Genomic DNA, 16033 nt, shown 5'->3' with positions numbered 1-16033 from the left:
ACCGGCGGTCGCGTCGTTCAGGCGCGGCCGTTGGCGGCGCACCATCCCGCCCACGTCGTGGCGCCCTTGCCGAGCTGCTTGTTGTGGAAGGACGTCCAGGAGCTCTCGCTCGGCCCCGGCGCGCCGGGGGCGGCCTTGTAGAGCGGGTGCTTCGCCTCGACCTCGGCCCGCAGCCACGGCTCGATCTGCGCGTAGGAGCCGAGCGACCAGCTGCGGGCGTGGTAGGTGAGCTGGCCGCGCACGTCGGTCTCCGCCAGGCACATGAACGGCGCCCACGGGCTGGTCCGTGCCCAGCTGATCTTCGTCTTCATCGCACCGGCCGGGACGCCCGGCTTGGTACGGGCCGCCACCTCGCGCCGGTCGACGGAGAAGTCGAACATCTCCTGCGCGGCGTACACGCCGCCGGCCAGGCCGAACCGCTCGCCGAGCGTGGTGCCGAAGTTGGTGCGCACGCCGATGTCGCTGGTCCACACCGTCTCGTCGTGCAACTGCCGCATCGGCGGGCCGGCGTAGGAGGGGGTGATCGTGAACGGGCCGAAGTTGACCGTGTCGTTGTTGATGGGGACGACCGGGTACGTCTTGCCGTCGATCGGGTTCCTCCATTCGCGCAGGATGCGCTGCGGGTCGGCCGGGTCGGTGTAGAAGACGATCTCCCGGGAGAGCTGGTAGAGCTGGTTGGTGTCGGGGACCCGGTACAGCCGCCGGATGTTGTAGCCCTCGATGTTGAACAGTTTCTGGCCGTGCCGCATCGCCGGATCCAGGCTGTTGCCCTCGATGTTCGCGTAGACCGACCCGGAGATCCGGAACACCATGTCCTTTCCGTCCGGGCGCCCGAACGTCTGTAAGGACAGTTTCCCGCTCTTGTCGGTCACCGTTTCGTAGACCGGCCCGGGATTTGTGGAGCCTACGGACTTGTCGTGCGCCTGCGCGCTGGGAATGCCGGTGCTGAGAAGTATGGCGATCGGAGCCAGCAGCCCTGTAACAGCTTTTCTGATCACGTTCGGCCTTTCGTGCCGAGAAGGGGGGAGCGAACAGCGCCATATTGTGATCATGCCGCGCGAAGAGTTGTCCACCCGGCCGCCTCGCTCCGGCCGCCCTATCGGGCCCAGCGCCGCAGATCGGCGATCGCCCTGTCTCTCTGCTGCGGCGGCAGCTCGGCGATCACGTCGCCCAGGAAGACGTGGTGGACGCCGGGGGCGGTGTAGACGGCCGAGTCGCGGCTGCCCGGCCCGAGCCGGTACGGCTCGGCGGTCACCGGGTCGTTGCCCCCGTTGACGAACATGAGCCGGCTGCCCTGGGCCCGCACCCACCTGTCGACGTCGCGCAGCACGCTCTGGTCCAGCGTCATCGGCAGGTCGCGCGGCACGTACGCCCTCGGCTGGTAGCTGTCCTCGTACCGCAGCAGCGGGCGCAGGTGCGGGAACGACGGCGTCGGCCAGCCGGTCTCCGTCCCCGCCTGGTAGAAGACGGACACGAACGGCTCCAGCGCCTGGTCGGTGAAGAACCTGAACCCGAGGACCCGGTCGAAGCTCTGGTAGAGCACCTCGTCCGGCGCGTCCAGCGGCGGCAGGCTCGCGCACTCCGACTCGCGGTTGTAGGACCAGAATCCCGTCTGGTACTCCATCACCGAGTGCTCGAACGCCCGGTCGATGTCCCCCACGAGGCCGAACGTCCACCCCTTCGCCGCCGCCTCGGCCGCCAGGAGCCGCAGCATGGCGGGGCGCCGCTCCAGGATCTCCCGTTGCAGCGCCCTGACGTGGACGCGGCAGGACGGGTCGCTGCCCACGGTCTCGAAGAAGCGGTCGTAGGCGCTGTCGTCGGCGTCGTCGACGTTGTTCGGGGCCACGTACGCGACCGTGCCCGCCACGTCACCGGGGAAGTAGCGCCGGTGCACGACGGACGCCTGCCCGCCCTTGCTGCCGCCGGTCCCGATCCACTTGCGCCGGTAGATCCCCTTGAGCGCGACGACGAGGCGGTGCTGGTCGTTGGCGCCCTGCCAGAGCGTGTCCTTCGTCCAGTCGGCAGGCACCGGCCTGGACCCCGGGTAGTAGCGGTATTCCATCGACAGCTGGTTGGCGGTCAGGAGCTTGGCCGGCTCCGACTCGAACATGGTCTCCCACACGCTGTGCCCGGTCAGGTGGAAGACCATGGGCCGGTCGAGCGAGCGGTGCTGCAGCATGACCCGCTGCTCGAACCACCCCTGCCCGGGATCGCGATGGTCGATCGGCTGGCGGTATCTCAGCCAGAACCACCGCTGCCCGGCGATGGTCGAAGGCCGCTCCTCGGCGCTCATGCCGGGGATCGCCTTGAGCCGGTCGAGGATGTCGGCGGTGCCCGCCCTGGCCGCCGGGACCGGCCCGGCCAGGGACACGACCAGGACGAGCAGCACGGCCAGCGCCTGCTTCATGACGTCCCTCATCTCACTGCTCCCTTGTTTCGGCGTACTGCGACTACCGTAGGAGCGCTGCCTGAGATGACCAATGCGCTTCTGTCTACTCTTTATACGCGAACGTCTCCCGACCTAGACGGCTCTCAAATACCCACAAGTCCGACATTTCCTACTTGATGTGCATGTTACGCTCATCGGCATGCGCACCATCTCCCTACCGGCTGCTGCCCTGGTCACCGCACTCGCGCTGACCGCCTGCGGCGCGAACGCCCAGCCGGCCGCCTCCCCCGGCAAGTCCGTCATCCTCATCACGCCCAACCCCGTGGGGACGAACAGCTTCCTGCAGCTCAGCGTCAAGGGCGCGGAAGCGGCGGCCAAGGAGATCGGCGCCTCGTTCAAGCTCTACGAGAGCAAGGACCCGACGAGCATCGCCCAGAACCTCGACGCCGCCGTACGCGCCAAGCCCACCGTGATCGTCGGCGTCAGCTTCTCCTTCGACGACCTGTTCGCCACCGTGCCGAAGCAGCAGCCCCAGCAGCAGTTCCTCCAGGTCGACTCCTGCGCCAAGGACCAGGCGGCCAACCTCACCTGCGTGTCCTTCAAGGAGCACGAGGCCGCCTACCTGGCCGGGGTGGAGGCCGGGCTGCTGTCCAAGAGCGGCAAGCTGGGCGTGGTGGCCGCGATCGACTCGCCGTTCGTGCACCGCTGGATCGACCCGTTCTTCGCCGGGGCCAAGTCCGTCAACCCCGAGGCCATCGGCACGCCCCTCTACGTGGGCGGCAACAACCCCTTCAGCGACCCGGCGCGGGCCAAGTCGCAGGCCCAGACGCTCACGGGACAGGGCGCCGACATCGTGGCCGCGGCCGCGTCCGGCGGCAACCAGGGCGTCTTCGAGGCGGCCGCCGCCGCGGGCGCCAAGGCGTTCGGCGTGGACGTCAACCAGTGCGCCCAGAGCGCCGGCACCGTCATCGACAACGTGCTCAAGCACGTCGACGTGGCCGAGAGCGCCGCGCTCAAGGACATCGCCGCGGGCAAGGCGGGCGGCGTGAAGGTGTACGGGCTGAAGGAGGGCGGCGTCGGCGTCAACGCGCTCGCCGACGACCTGGCCTCCTCCGGCTGCACCGTGGCCGCCAGCCCCGAGGTGGTCGCCAAGGTCAAGCAGGTCCGCGACGACATCGTGGCGGGACGCGTGACGGTCGCCGACCCGCTGGCCGGATGAGTACGCCCGCCGTCGAGCTGGTCGGCATCACCAAGCGCTTCGGCGGCGTGCTCGCCAACGACGACGTCTCCCTGACCGTGGAGCGCGGCGAGATCCACGCCGTCGTCGGCGAGAACGGGGCGGGCAAGTCCACGCTCATGTCCGTCCTGTACGGCCTGCACCGGCCGGACGCCGGGCACGTGCTGCGGGCAGGGACGCGGGTGCGGCTGCGCTCCCCCGCGGACGCCGTCGCGCACGGGCTCGGGATGGTGCATCAGCGCTTCCGGCTGTTCCCCGGGCTGAGCGTGGCCGAGAACGTGGTCATCGGGGCCGAGCCGGTGCGGCGCGGCGCGCTCGACCGGAGCGCCGCCCGGCACGCGGTCGTCTCCCTGGCCCAGAGGTACGGGCTCGCGGTCGATCCGGACGCGCGGGTCGGTGACCTGCCGGTGGGGACGCGGCAGCGGGTCGAGATCCTCAAGGCGCTCTACCGGCGGGCCGAGGTGCTGATCCTGGACGAGCCCACCGCCGTCCTCACCCCCGGCGAGGCCGAGGGATTGTTCAGGATGGTGCGGGAGCTGGCGGGCGAGGGCGTGTCGGTGCTGCTGGTCACGCACAAGCTGGACGAGGTCCTGGCGGCGGGCGACCGGGTCACGGTGCTGCGCGGCGGACGGGTGACGGGACGCTTCGCCACGGCCGACACGTCGGCGGACGAGCTGGTCCGCACCATGATCGGCCGCTCGCTCCGTACGGCCCCGCCGAGCCTCTCACCGCCGGGGGCCACGCCGGGTCACGCCCCCGTCGGCGGGCCGGCCGCTGGGCCGTACCTGCTCGAAGTGCGTGACCTGCACGTCCGCGACCGGGACGGCGTGCCGGCGGTGGCCGGGGTGTCGTTCGGGGTGCGCGGCGGCGAGATCGTCGGCATCGCGGGCGTCGCGGGAAGCGGGCAGCGCGAGCTGGTGGACGTCGTGACCGGGCTGCGGCGCGCCGGATCCGGCACCGTGCTGCTGGACGGCGAGCCCGCCGGGGGCGGCAGGGAGCCCAGGGTGGCCTACGTGCCGGGTGACCGCGCCGGGCGGGCGACCGCGCCCGGCATGTCGCTCGCCGACAACCTGCTCATGGGCGATCAGCGCGGCTTCGCGCTGAGCCCGGGAGCGGTCCGGCGGCGGGCCGCCGAGCTGGTCGAGCGGTTCTCGATCAGGGCCGCGTCCGTGCGGACGCCCATCGCCCACCTGTCCGGCGGCAACGCGCAGAAGGCCGTACTGGCCAGGGAGCTGTCCAGGGACACGCCGGTGCTGGTGGTGGAGGAGCCGACCCAGGGGGTGGACGTGGGCGCGCAGGAGCAGATCCACGCCCTGCTGTCCGGGGCGCGCGCCGCCGGGCGGGCGGTGCTGCTGCAGTCGAGCGAGCTGTCCGAGCTGCGCGCCCTGTCGGACCGGCTGCTGGTGATGTTCGAGGGCCGCCTGGTCGCGGAGCTGCCGGTCGCGGAGGCCACCGACGAACGCGTCGGCGCCGCCATGACGGGCAAGGACGCCGCCCGCGCAGCGGAGCCATCCGGGGAGGCACTCGGATGACGCCGCGCACCGAGACGGCCCCGGAGCCCGGGGCGGCGCTGGAGAGCCGGTGGCGGCGGGTCGTGTGGTCGCCGTCCGTCGTGGCCGTGGCCGGGGCGCTCCTGCTCACCACGCTCGTCATGCTCGCCGTCGGGGTGGACCCGTTCCTCGCCTACCCCGCGCTGGTCCGGGGCGCGCTCATGGACGGCAACCTGGAGTACACCCTCGCCGCCTACGTGCCCACCCTCGGCATGGCCGTGGCGTTCGCGATCCCGCTGCGGGCGGGCGAGTTCAACCTGGGCGGCGACGGCCAGCTCGCGCTGGGCGGCATCGCCGCCGCCGCGCTGGCCCTGCACGCCGGGGGCTCGTTCGTGCTGCCGCTGATCGGGGCGGCGCTGGCGGGGGCGCTGCTGGCAGGCGTGTCCGCGCCGCTGCACACCAGGCTCGGCATCCCCGCCATCGTCAGCACGCTGCTGCTCAGCGCCCCCGCCGTGTCCCTGGCCTCCTACCTGGCCCGCTTCCCGCTGGCCGAGCGCGGCACCGGGCTGGCGCAGACGCCGCTCCTGCCGGACGCGGCCCACCTGCCCGCGCTGGGGTCGAGCACGTACGTGACGATCGCGCTGCCGCTGGTCGCCGTCCTGACGGTGCTGTGGCTGCTGGCCGACGCCCGCACCGTCCCCGGGTACGAGATCCGCGCGCTCGGCGCGAACCGGGAGTTCGCCCGGTACGGCGGCGTCCGCGTCAACCGGCTGGCGGCCGTGACCCTGGCTGCGGGCGGCGCGTTCGCCGGCCTGGTGGGCGGGCTGATCGTGCTGGGCGCCCCGTACCGGTTCGTGGACGGCGCGCTGACCGCCCCCGGCTACACCTTCACCGCGATCGCGGCCGTGCTGCTGGCCGCCGGACGCCCGCCGGCGATCCCGGCCGCGGTGGCGTTGCTGACGATCCTGCAGGCCGGCGGCCAGGGCATGGAGCGGGAGGCGGGCGTGCCGAGCCAGCTCACCCAGATCGTGCAGGGCCTGATCATCGTGTTCGTCGCGGTGACCACCGTCACGAGGACGCTGCGGGCGAGGAGGCGCGCATGAACGCGTTCCTGGCCGCGGTGCTCACCGCCACCGCGCCCGTCGTGCTGGCGGCCCTGGGCGGGCTGCTGTGCTCGGTCTCCGGCGTGTTCAACATGGCCCTGGAGGGCCAGCTCCTGTGGGGCGCGTTCACGGCGGTGCTGTTCAGCCACCTGACGGGCAGCGCGTGGCTCGGCGTGGCGGGCGCGGTGCTCTGCACCACCGTGTACGCCCTGCTGCTGTCGGTCCCGGCGGTGAGCCTGCGCGCGGACCCGGTCGTGGTGGCCGTCGGCACGAACCTGCTGGCGCTCGGCCTGACCGCGTTCCTCATGAGGCAGATCTTCGGCAGCGGCGGCACGTTCAGCTCGCCCGAGCTGGCGGGCCTGCCGACGCTGGCCGCGCTCGGGCTGGACGTGCCGGTGCTCGGGCCGCAGTCGCCGCTGGTGCCGATCGCGTTCCTGCTGGTCGCGGCGGCGGCGTGGTGGCTCGGGCGGACCCGCTCCGGGCTGCGGCTGCGCGGCATCGGGCAGCACGCCGAGGCCGCCGAGGCGATCGGGCTGCGCGTGCCCGCCTACCGGCACGCGGCGGTGCTGGGCGCGGGCGCGCTGTGCGGGCTCGGCGGGGCGCAGCTCGCGCTGGGCAACGTGACGCTGTTCAGCGAGGGGATGAGCGCGGGACGCGGCTGGGTGGCCGTGGTCGCGGTCATGCTCGCCGGCGCGCGGCCGTGGCTGGGCCTGGGGGCCTGCCTGTTGTTCGGGGCCGCGGAGGCGCTCGGGTTCCGGCTGCAGGGGCTCGGACTCCCGCAGCAGGCCGCCGACGCGGCCCCGTACGTGATCACGCTGCTCGCCCTCGTCGTGGTGGCGGCGGCGCGCAGAAAGGAGACGACGGTATGAACGGCCCTGCGCTGGCTGACTCCGTGCGGTTCGCCGGGGACGCGGTCGAGATACTCGACCGCCGCGTGTACCCGTTCGAGGTGCGATGGGTGCGCTGCGCCACGAGCGAGGACGTCGCGGTGGCCATCGAGCGGATGGTGACGCAGAGCTCGGGGCCGCTGTTCGCGGCCACGGCCGGGATGGTGCTGGGAGCCCGCGAGGCCAGGCACGACCCGCCGGCGGAGGCGGCGGCCCGGCTGCGGGCCGTGGGCGCGCGGCTGGTCGCGACCCGGCCGACGAACAACCACATCAGGGACGCGGTGCACGCCGTCCTCGCGGAGCTCGCCGCCGCGCAGGAGGACGGCGCCCTCGCCGGGGACGCGCTGGTCGCGGCCGTGGAGCGGGCGGCGCGGGCGCATGACGCCGCCTACTGGGCGCGCAGCGACGCGCTGGGCGAGCACGCCGCCTCCCTGCTCCCCGACGGCGCCCGGGTGCTCACGCACTGCTGGGCCGACGCGTACCTCATCGGCACCGTGCGGGCGGCTCAGCGGGCCGGCAAGCGGCTGGAGTTCGTCTGCACCGAGACGCGGCCGTACCTGCAGGGCGCCCGGCTGACCGCGGCCACGCTGGTCGAGATGGGCTACCGGCCGACGCTCATCACCGACGGCATGGTGGCCGCCGCGCTGTCCGACGGCCTCGCCGACGTCGCGCTGACCGCCGCCGACCGCGTGACGCTGGACGGCCACGTGATCAACAAGGTCGGCACGCTCGGCGTCGCGCTCGCCGCCGGCGCGTTCGGCGTCCCGTTCTACGCCCTGGTGGACGCGCCCGACCCGCAGGCGCCCACCGCCCAGGACGTCGTGATCGAGCGGCGCGACGGTGACGAGGTGCTGTACGCGCTCGGCCGCCGCACCGCCGCGGACGGAGTGACCGGCTACTACCCGGTCTTCGACGTGACCCCACCCCATCTGGTGACCCGCATCGTGACCGAGCGCGGCGTCCACCAGCCCGACCGAGTGAAGGAGAGTCTGTGAGACGCGTGGTGGTCGACACCGACACCGGCATCGACGACGCCCATACCCTGCTGTACCTGGCCGGCCGGCCCGACGCCGAGATCGTCGCGATCACCTCGGTGTACGGCAACTGCTCCGAGGAGGACGCCACCCGCAACATCGGCTACGTCAACGGCCTGCTCGGCCTGGACGTGCCGGTGGCCAGGGGCGCCGCGGAGCCGCTGCGGGGCCCGGCCCACATCGCCGGGTACGTGCACGGCAAGGACGGCCTGGGCGATCTCGGCCGCGACCGGCCGCTGCCCCGGGTGAGCGCGGAGTCCGGCCCCGAGCTGCTGGTCCGGCTGGCCGACGAGCAGCCGGGCGAGCTGGACCTGCTGGCGCTGGGCCCGCTCACCAACCTGGCGCTGGCCCTGCGCATCGACCCCGAGCTGTTCACGAAATACCGCTCGGTGGTGCTCATGGGCGGCTCGGGCCCCTACGCCCCGCCCGGCACGCTGCTGATGATCGACGCCAACGTCAACAACGACCCGGAGGCGGCCCGCGCGGTGTTCGCCGCGCCGCGCCGCGAGCTGGTCATGGTCGGCGTGAACGTGACGGCGGGCACGATCCTGGACGAGCACGACATCGCCGCCCTGCGCGCCACCCGCACGCCCGTGGCCCGCTTCGCGGTCGAGATCCTGGACGCGTACCTGGACTTCTACCAGAACGAGTGGGGCCGCCGGATCATCCCCCTGCACGACCCGCTCGCGGCCGGCGTGCTGCTGGACCGCACGTTCGCCACGGCGTGGACGGACGGCCCGGTCAACGTGCGCGGTGACGGCTTCCTGTGGCGGGCCAGGCTGATGCGCACGCACGACGGCCTGCCGCCCGCCTTCGCGTACGACCCCGCGCCTCCCACGCGGGTGATCACCGCCGTGGACGCCCGCAGGTTCGTGACCGACTTCGTGGCGGTGCTGACCCGATGACCACGATCGTGCTCGACATCGAGGGCACCACCAGCTCGACGGAGTCCGTCCACGTCGGCCTGTACGCCTACGCCCGCCCCCGGCTCGGCCCGCACATCGACGCCCACCGCGACGACCCCGTGGTCCGTGAGGTGCTGGCCGAGATCGGCGCGGACGACACCGGCGCGGCCGTGCGCGTGCTGCACGGCTGGATGGACGGCGACGTCAAGGCCACCCCGCTGAAGACGCTGCAGGGCCGGATCTGGGCGGAGGGCTTCGCCGCCGGCGAGCTGACCGCCCACTTCTTCCCCGACGTGCCGCCCGCGCTGCGCGCCTGGCACGCGGCCGGGCACCGGCTGGCGGTGTTCTCCTCCGGCTCGGTGGCCAGCCAGCGGCCGTGGTTCGCCCACGCGGCCGACGGCGACCTGTCGGCGCTGGTCGGCCACTGGTTCGACACCGTCAACGCGGGCCCCAAGCGGGAGCCGGCCGCGTACGAGCGGATCGCCGGGACGCTCGGCGACCCGGCCGGGCTGCTGTTCCTGTCCGACGTCCCGGCCGAGCTGGACGCCGCGGCGGCGGCCGGCTGGCGCACCACGGGAGTGCGCAGGCCGGGCGAGCCGAGCGCGGCCGCGCCGTTCGGCCCCCATCCCGTCATCGCGACTTTCGAGGAGGTCCGCCCATGAGCGGGGTCGAGACCATGCTGGCCGCCGAGCAGGTGCACGCGGCCGGTGCCCGGCTGGCGGTCGAGGCGGCCCGCTTCACCGGCATCGGCTGGATGCGCGGCACCTCGGGCAACATCTCGGAGGTCGTCTCCCGGGAGCCGCTGCGGCTGGCCGTGACGGCCAGCGGCCTGGACAAGGGCGAGCTGCTGCCCACCGACGTGGCCGTGGTGGGCCCGGTGGGCGAATCGGTCGCGGTGGAGGGCGTGACGCCGCTGCGGCCCTCCGCCGAGGCCGGGCTGCACGCCCGGGTGGCGGCCCTGACGGGCGCGGACGCGGTCGTGCACGTCCACGCGCTCAACGCGGTGGTGGCCGGGCATCGCTGGCCGGGCGGGGTGCTGCTGCGTGACGTGGAGACGCTCAAGGGCATCGGCCGGCTGGCCCACGACGACGAGGTGACGATCCCGGTCATCCGCAACAGCCAGGACATGGGCGAGCTGGGCGACTGGTTCGAGTCCGCCTACGACCCGCGCACGCCCGCCGTCATCGTGGCCGGGCACGGCCTGTACGCGTGGGGCACGGATCTCAAGCACGCCCGCCACGTCACCGAGTGCGTGGAGTGGCTGCTGGCGTACGCGCTGGCCACGGCCTGACGCGCAAACCGGCCGGGAGGACCTGCCGCCCTCCCGGCCGCGGTCAGGCGGCCGTCCCGGCACGGCCGGGAGGACCTGCCGCCCTCCCGGCCGTGCTCAGGCGGCCGTCTCGGCCAGCACCTGGCCCACCCGCTCGAACAGCGGCTTCGGCTCGACGTTCGAGCCCGGGTCGACGAGCAGCAGCCGGGCCGCGGCCAGCACGGCGCGGATGGCGCGGACGCGCTGCTCCTCGGGCAGGGACTCGATGTCGCTGACCCGGGAGAAGCCGATCACCCGCCGGGCCGCCTTGGCCGCCGCGAACGGCGCGGCGTCGGCGTACACCCCGGCCAGGCAGCGGTCGAGTCCGATGACGCGCGGGTCGGCACGGCCCGGCCACAGCTCGGTGAACTCGTCGGCGAACCCCTGCCAGGTCTCCCCCGCCTGGGCCAGCACCCACGCGGCGTGCGCGGCGTCGCCCTGGACGACGGCGCGGGCCGCGGCCAGCACGTAGTTGCCCCACAACGCGCCGATGTCGAAGCCGATCGGCCCGTAGAAGGCGAACTCGGCGTCGAACGCCCTGGCCGAGCGGGGCTCGTCGCGCACCAGCACCGAGCCGGTGTGCAGGTCGCCGTGGATCAGCGCCTCGGCGTGCGTCATGAACGCCAGCTTGGCCGCGCCGACGGCGGCGCGGACGTCCGGGTCGCCCGCGTACGCCGCCACGTCGGCCTCGTTGGCGGGCAGGATCCGGTTGTGCTCGTGGGTGATGTACGGCTCGGTGAAGACCAGGTCCTCGGTGATCTCGCACAGCTCCGGGTTGGCGGCCGTGGCCAGCGCCGCCTTGTGCCCCTTGGCCCCGAGGCCGAACACCGAGGTCCCGAACGCCACCTTCGCGACGTAGCGCCCCATGTCGGCGGCGGCGCCCTCGTGCCGCTGCGCCTCGTTGAGCGTGCCGCGCCACACCCGGTGGTCCGACAGGTCCTCGATGGCGATGACGTGCCGGTCGGGGTCGGTGTCGTAGAGCTCCGGCACCAGGCCGGGGGCGACCCGGTTGTGCACGCGCAGCGCGCGGCCCTCGATGCCGTTGCGTTCCGGGGTGATGGGCCAGGTGGGGTCCACCCGGACGTACGGGAGCGCCTGCTTGAGCACCAGCCCGCCGTGCTCGGCCGCGGCCACGAACACCAGGTTGAGGTTGCCGTCTCCCACCTCCCGCACGTGCGAGACCGCGCCGAAGCGTTCGAGCGCGGGCCGGGCCGCGACGTAGCCGGCCACGGTGTCCACCGTGAGGAGCTCGTAGCTCACCTGATCCTCCTGAGCGTGTAACTGGTCACGAGCGCGCCGACCAGCAGCGCGCCCTGGACGAACGTCTGGGCGTAGTAGGGGGCGTTCAGCATGGTCAGGCCGTTGATCATGACGCCGATGAACAGCGCGCCGACCACGGTCCCGAGCGCGTTGGGGCGGTTGGCGCCGAGCACCGCGAACCCGATCAGCGCCGCGGCCACCGACTGCAGCAGGTACGGGTCCCCCGCGCCCACGTCCCCCCTGCCGAGCCGGGCCGACAGCAGGATCCCGGCCACGGCCGCGCACACCCCGGACACGGCGTAGGCCAGCGCCCGGTAGCGGGCCACCCGGATGCCCGCCAGGCGGGCGGCCTCGGGGTTGCCGCCGATCGCGTACAGGGCGCGGCCCCAGCGGGTGTGGTTGAGCAGGACGTACACGGCCGCGGCGAGCAGCGCGAACACCACGACGGGGACCGGCACCGAGGCGATCGTGCCGCCGCCGAGCCAGGCGAACCCCTCGGTGTAGCGGCCGGGCGCGGGTGCGCCGTCCACGGTCATGCCGGGGGCGACCGACTGGCCGCCCGTGACGATCAGCGCCAGGCCCTGGAAGAGGAAGAGCGTGCCGAGCGTGGCCACCAGGTCGGGGACCTTGGCGACCACGGTGAGCAGCACGTTGACGGCGGCGACGAGCAGGCCGGTGAGCAGCCCGGCGACGACGGCGGTGGCGCCGGTGAGGTTGAACCGGACCATCGTCAGGGCGGTCACCATGACGACGGCGCCGACGCAGGCGCCGGCCGAGAGATCGAAGCCGCCGGTGGTCATGGAGACGGTGACGCCCAGGGCGACGATTCCGACCACGGCGACGGACTGCAGGACGACCAGGGCGTTGGGGTAGGTGGCGAAGGCCGGGCGCAGGAAGGAGAACAGGACGAGCATGGCGGCCAGCACGCCCAGCAACCCGTACCGGTAGGCGACGGCGGCCGCCCGCGATCCGGCCGTCCTGGCCGGCGGGGCGGCGCGGCCCGTGGTGGAGGTGGTGGCGGTCATGCGGGCTCTCCGTGCTGCTGATCTTCGGGAAGGGTGGTGGGCGGCTCGGTCGAGGGCGGCTCGGTCGAGGGCGGCTCGGTCGAGGTGCCGGACATCAGGGCGGCCAGGCGTTCCGGGGTCGCCTCGGCGATCGACAGCTCGCCGGCGGCGGTGCCCTCGTGCATGACCAGCACGCGATCGGCCAGCCCCCGCAGCTCCTGCGGGTCGGAGGTGGCGACGATCACGGCAGCCTGTTTCGCCCGCTCGCGCACGACGCGGCCGATGTCCGCGCGGGCGGCCACGTCCACGCCGCGGAAGGGCTCGTCGAGCACCAGCAGCCGCGGCTCGCCGGCCAGCCACCGCCCGACCACGACCTTCTGCTGGTTGCCGCCCGACAGCGCCTCGATGGGCGCGTCGTCACCGGGGCCACGCACGCCGAACAGCTCGATGACCCGCCGGGCGGCGTCGGTCTCCGAGCGCCGTCCGAGCAGGCCGGACCGGAGGCTGTGCCGCCGCAGCCACGGCAGCGTCACATGAGCCCGGACCGACCAGCCGGGGACGATGGACTGCGCGGCCCGTTCCTCGGGCGCGAAGGCCACCCCGCTGTCGATCGCCGCGCGCGGGTCCTTCGGCCGGTACGGCGCGCCGTCGAGCTCCAGCCGCCCCGACAGCAGCGGCCTGGCCCCGCCGAGCTGTTCGAGCAGCTCGGTCTTGCCGGCGCCCACCAGCCCGGTCACGCCCAGCACCTCACCCGCGCGCACCCGCAGCCCGAACGCCTTCCGGCCGGCCACGGCACGCACCCCCTCGGCGACCAGCACGTCCGGCACCGGCCCCGCGCTCTGCGGCGGCTGCGCCCCCTCCGGGTCCCGCACGCCGTCCTGCGAGGAGGCGGCGGGCACGTACCCGCTCGCGGCGACCGGGCCGAGCATGGCCGCGACGATCGACTCCCTGGACAGCGGCGCGGTGAACGTGGCGGCCAGCTCGCCGTCCCGCAGCACCGCCACCCGGTCGCACAGGGTCTCGATCTCCGCCAGCCGATGCGACACGTACAGGACGGAGACCCCCTGGGCCACCGCCTCACGCACCCGCGCGGCGAGCGCGTCCGCCTCCACCTCCGACAGCGTCGACGTCGGCTCGTCGAGGATCAGCAGCCGCGCCCGCCGCGCCAGCGCCCGCGCGATGAGGAGCTGCTGCCGCGCGCTCGCGGACAGGCTCTCCACCGGGACGTCCAGCGGCAGGCCCAGGTCGGGGGCGACCGCGGTGGCGGCGGCGCGTACCCGCGCCCGGGTCAGGAACCAGGCGCCGCCGGCCGCCAGCGAGTCCAGCGTCAGGTTCTCGGCCACGCTGGCCCCGAACACCACCCCGTCGTCGATGTTCTGGTGCACGGTCTGGACCCCGGCCGCCTGCGCGTCCAGCGGCCCGCCGAACTCCAGGGGGCGACCCTCGTACGACAGCGTGCCGGACGTCGGCGCCGTCGCCCCGGACAGGATCTTGATGAGCGTGGACTTGCCCGCCCCGTTCGTGCCGATGAGCCCGACGATCTCCCCGGGCCGCAGCTCCAGGGTGACCGACGACAGGGCCCTGGTGGCCCCGTACACCTTGGAGACGGACGTGACCGCGAAGGTCACGACGCCGTCCAGGGCACGCGGGCCACGTCGGGGGTCGTCAGGCCGGGGAAGGCCCGGGTGAGCTGCTCGACACTGGTGATGCCGGCGTCCCGCAGGCCCTTCTGGGTGATGAGCGAAGGCGGCACGGTGAGCGCGCGGTCCACGCTCTCACCCGCCACCAGCAGCGCGGCGGCCCGCACCGCGACCCGGCCCACGTTGGCGGGGTCGGTGGCGGAGGTCGCCACCCACGGGCTGTCCGGCTCGGTCATGACACCGATGTCGGCGGTGGAGACGTCCGCGCCGTAGATCTTCACCTTGCCGGCCAGGCCCAGCTCCTTGACGGCCAGCGCGGCGCCCTTGGCGAACTCGTCGTACGGCGCGAAGATCGCCTTGGCCCCCGGGTTGGCCTGGAGCGCCGCCTTGGCCTGGTCGGCGACCGCCGAGGCGGTCGAGCTGTTGACCACGCCGATCTGCGCGACCTGCTTGATGCCCGGGTTGTCCTTCTTGAACTGCTCCCAGGTCTCGTTGCGCCGGTCGAGCGGCGCGAAGCCGGCCACGTAGACGTAGACGACCTCGCCGGAGCCGCCCGTGTCGGCCTTGAGCGCGCCCAGCGCCTGCTCGGCGATCGCGTGGTCGTCCTGGCTCAGGGCCACGGCCTCGGGGGCCCCGGGGTCGACGTCGAACGCGACGAGCGGGATCTTCGCCGCCACCGCCTTCTTGACGGCGGGCTGCACGGTCTGGGCGAATCCGTGGTCCACGATGATCGCGTCGGACTTGGCGGTGACCGCCTGCTCCAGGTTGAGCGCCTGCTTGTCGTTGTTGCCGTCGCCGCTGGAGACCTCAAGGCGCACGTTGAGCGCCTTGGCCTCGGCCTGCGCCCCGGCCAGCCACTGCTCGAAGTAGTCGCCGGAGGACAGCTGCCGTACCAGGGAGATCCGCACGTTCCCGCCGGCGAACTTCGCGGGCACGGGCGCGGACGGGGCGGCGGAAGCCGAGGTGGGGGCGGAGGAGGCGGCGGGCGATGGCGCTGACGTCGCGGGAGCGCCCTGGGAGCAGCCGGCCAGGACGAAGAGGGCCACAACGCCCAGAAGTCGTGCGGGTTTCACAGGGCGGACTATATCCCACAATTCATACACATATAGTAGGATTTCCGTTCATGACGTACCTGACCGTGTACACCGACAGTGAAGAGCCCCAGATCCTCCTGGAGAGCGAGGACGCCGCCGGGATCGCCGCGACGCTCAAGGAGATCGACGTCGTCCTGCGCCACTGGCAGGTCGTCGAGGACCTGCCGGCGGGCGCGGGCCAGGAGGAGATCCTGGCGGCCTACCGCGAGCAGGTGGACCGCGTCATCGCCGAGGAGGGCTACACGTTCGTGGACGTCGCGCAGCTCCACCCCGACGGCAGCGCCGACTGGCCGGAGCGGGCGGCGGCGGCCCGGCAGAAGTTCCTGTCGGAGCACACCCACGACGACGACGAGGTGCGCTACTTCGTCTCCGGCTCGGGCATCTTCTACCTGCACGTGGACGGCAAGGTGCACGCGGTGCTGTGCGAGGGCGGCGACCTGCTGAGCGTGCCGAAGAACACCACGCACTGGTTCGACATGGGCACGCGGCCGGACTTCACCGCGATCCGCTTCTTCCACGACGACGACGGCTGGATCGGCGACTTCACCGGCAGCCCCATCGCCGCGCGCATCCCGGACTTCGACACGATCGCGGCGGGGCGCGCGGCCAGGGCAAGCTGAACACCGCCGCCACGCCGTTCCCCCGTCCCCGCGCCGTTTCCCCGTCCCCGGGCCGTTTCCC

At 73.4% G+C, this 16033-nt stretch carries 15 protein-coding genes; 9 read left to right on the top strand and 6 right to left on the bottom strand.

What is annotated here, in order from left to right; translation table 11 throughout:
- Positions 1–17: 17 nt before the first annotated feature.
- Complete coding sequence (locus ETD85_RS11715; RefSeq protein ID WP_240779097.1) at positions 18–812, bottom strand: DUF1838 family protein; 795 nt, start codon at positions 810–812, stop codon at positions 18–20.
- A gap of 284 nt (positions 813–1096) precedes the next feature.
- The gene (locus ETD85_RS11710; protein ID WP_240779096.1) at positions 1097–2419 is read right to left on the bottom strand and encodes a S28 family serine protease; all 1323 of its coding nucleotides are present in this window, start codon (positions 2417–2419) and stop codon (positions 1097–1099) included.
- Positions 2420–2588: 169 nt separating this feature from the next.
- Here ETD85_RS11710 and ETD85_RS11705 point away from each other — a divergent pair, with 169 nt between their 5' ends.
- Genes ETD85_RS11705 through mtnB form a run of 8 tightly spaced genes read left to right on the top strand, consistent with a single transcriptional unit; the run spans position 2589 to position 10336 of the window.
- Positions 2589–3608, top strand: coding sequence for a BMP family ABC transporter substrate-binding protein (locus tag ETD85_RS11705; protein ID WP_138689684.1), 1020 nt, complete (start codon positions 2589–2591; stop codon positions 3606–3608).
- Positions 3605–5158 (top strand): ABC transporter ATP-binding protein, encoded by a 1554-nt coding sequence (locus ETD85_RS11700; RefSeq protein ID WP_138689683.1) that lies wholly within the window; start codon positions 3605–3607, stop codon positions 5156–5158. The genes ETD85_RS11705 and ETD85_RS11700 overlap by 4 nt, the downstream gene beginning before the upstream one ends.
- Positions 5155–6219, top strand: coding sequence for an ABC transporter permease (locus tag ETD85_RS11695; protein WP_138689682.1), 1065 nt, complete (start codon positions 5155–5157; stop codon positions 6217–6219). Before ETD85_RS11700 ends, ETD85_RS11695 begins: the two co-directional genes overlap by 4 nt.
- Positions 6216–7088, top strand: coding sequence for an ABC transporter permease (locus ETD85_RS11690; RefSeq protein ID WP_138689681.1), 873 nt, complete (start codon positions 6216–6218; stop codon positions 7086–7088). The genes ETD85_RS11695 and ETD85_RS11690 overlap by 4 nt, the downstream gene beginning before the upstream one ends.
- Positions 7085–8101 (top strand): s-methyl-5-thioribose-1-phosphate isomerase, encoded by a 1017-nt coding sequence (locus ETD85_RS11685; protein WP_138689680.1) that lies wholly within the window; start codon positions 7085–7087, stop codon positions 8099–8101. Before ETD85_RS11690 ends, ETD85_RS11685 begins: the two co-directional genes overlap by 4 nt.
- Complete coding sequence (locus ETD85_RS11680) at positions 8098–9045, top strand: nucleoside hydrolase (RefSeq protein ID WP_138689679.1); 948 nt, start codon at positions 8098–8100, stop codon at positions 9043–9045. Before ETD85_RS11685 ends, ETD85_RS11680 begins: the two co-directional genes overlap by 4 nt.
- On the top strand, positions 9042–9707 hold the full coding sequence (mtnC, locus tag ETD85_RS11675; protein WP_138689678.1) for an acireductone synthase: 666 nt from the start codon (positions 9042–9044) through the stop codon (positions 9705–9707). The genes ETD85_RS11680 and mtnC overlap by 4 nt, the downstream gene beginning before the upstream one ends.
- On the top strand, positions 9704–10336 hold the full coding sequence (mtnB, locus tag ETD85_RS11670; protein ID WP_206058250.1) for a methylthioribulose 1-phosphate dehydratase: 633 nt from the start codon (positions 9704–9706) through the stop codon (positions 10334–10336). The genes mtnC and mtnB overlap by 4 nt, the downstream gene beginning before the upstream one ends.
- A gap of 96 nt (positions 10337–10432) precedes the next feature.
- Here mtnB and mtnK read toward each other — a convergent pair whose 3' ends face one another.
- Genes mtnK through ETD85_RS11650 form a run of 4 tightly spaced genes read right to left on the bottom strand, consistent with a single transcriptional unit; the run spans position 10433 to position 15331 of the window.
- Positions 10433–11614, bottom strand: a complete 1182-nt coding sequence (mtnK, locus tag ETD85_RS11665) for an S-methyl-5-thioribose kinase (RefSeq protein WP_138689677.1) — start codon at positions 11612–11614, stop codon at positions 10433–10435.
- Complete coding sequence (locus ETD85_RS11660; RefSeq protein ID WP_138689676.1) at positions 11611–12639, bottom strand: ABC transporter permease; 1029 nt, start codon at positions 12637–12639, stop codon at positions 11611–11613. Before ETD85_RS11660 ends, mtnK begins: the two co-directional genes overlap by 4 nt.
- A complete protein-coding gene (locus tag ETD85_RS11655; RefSeq protein ID WP_138689675.1) occupies positions 12636–14246 on the bottom strand; it encodes a sugar ABC transporter ATP-binding protein in 1611 nt (536 codons plus the stop codon). The genes ETD85_RS11660 and ETD85_RS11655 overlap by 4 nt, the downstream gene beginning before the upstream one ends.
- The gene (locus tag ETD85_RS11650) at positions 14243–15331 is read right to left on the bottom strand and encodes a substrate-binding domain-containing protein (RefSeq protein ID WP_138689674.1); all 1089 of its coding nucleotides are present in this window, start codon (positions 15329–15331) and stop codon (positions 14243–14245) included. Before ETD85_RS11650 ends, ETD85_RS11655 begins: the two co-directional genes overlap by 4 nt.
- A gap of 50 nt (positions 15332–15381) precedes the next feature.
- Between ETD85_RS11650 and ETD85_RS11645 the strand changes: the two genes are divergently transcribed.
- Complete coding sequence (locus ETD85_RS11645) at positions 15382–15972, top strand: 1,2-dihydroxy-3-keto-5-methylthiopentene dioxygenase (RefSeq protein WP_138689673.1); 591 nt, start codon at positions 15382–15384, stop codon at positions 15970–15972.
- Positions 15973–16033 lie beyond the last annotated feature (61 nt).

The organism is Nonomuraea zeae (assembly GCF_005889725.1).
Classification (GTDB): domain Bacteria; phylum Actinomycetota; class Actinomycetes; order Streptosporangiales; family Streptosporangiaceae; genus Nonomuraea; species Nonomuraea zeae.
This window is presented reverse-complemented; position numbering and strand designations above follow the sequence as displayed.

What these genes read in the sequence shown, in the direction of transcription:
- mtnC (WP_138689678.1), top strand. Translation starts at nt 9,042, where the DNA reads ATGACCACGATCGTGCTCGACATCGAGGGCACCACCAGCTCGACGGAG.
- ETD85_RS11710 (WP_240779096.1), bottom strand. Translation starts at nt 2,419, where the DNA reads ATGAGGGACGTCATGAAGCAGGCGCTGGCCGTGCTGCTCGTCCTGGTC.
- ETD85_RS11695 (WP_138689682.1), top strand. Translation starts at nt 5,155, where the DNA reads ATGACGCCGCGCACCGAGACGGCCCCGGAGCCCGGGGCGGCGCTGGAG.
- ETD85_RS11715 (WP_240779097.1), bottom strand. Translation starts at nt 812, where the DNA reads ATGGTGTTCCGGATCTCCGGGTCGGTCTACGCGAACATCGAGGGCAAC.
- mtnB (WP_206058250.1), top strand. Translation starts at nt 9,704, where the DNA reads ATGAGCGGGGTCGAGACCATGCTGGCCGCCGAGCAGGTGCACGCGGCC.
- ETD85_RS11685 (WP_138689680.1), top strand. Translation starts at nt 7,085, where the DNA reads ATGAACGGCCCTGCGCTGGCTGACTCCGTGCGGTTCGCCGGGGACGCG.
- ETD85_RS11645 (WP_138689673.1), top strand. Translation starts at nt 15,382, where the DNA reads ATGACGTACCTGACCGTGTACACCGACAGTGAAGAGCCCCAGATCCTC.
- ETD85_RS11690 (WP_138689681.1), top strand. Translation starts at nt 6,216, where the DNA reads ATGAACGCGTTCCTGGCCGCGGTGCTCACCGCCACCGCGCCCGTCGTG.
- ETD85_RS11705 (WP_138689684.1), top strand. Translation starts at nt 2,589, where the DNA reads ATGCGCACCATCTCCCTACCGGCTGCTGCCCTGGTCACCGCACTCGCG.
- ETD85_RS11700 (WP_138689683.1), top strand. Translation starts at nt 3,605, where the DNA reads ATGAGTACGCCCGCCGTCGAGCTGGTCGGCATCACCAAGCGCTTCGGC.
- ETD85_RS11660 (WP_138689676.1), bottom strand. Translation starts at nt 12,639, where the DNA reads ATGACCGCCACCACCTCCACCACGGGCCGCGCCGCCCCGCCGGCCAGG.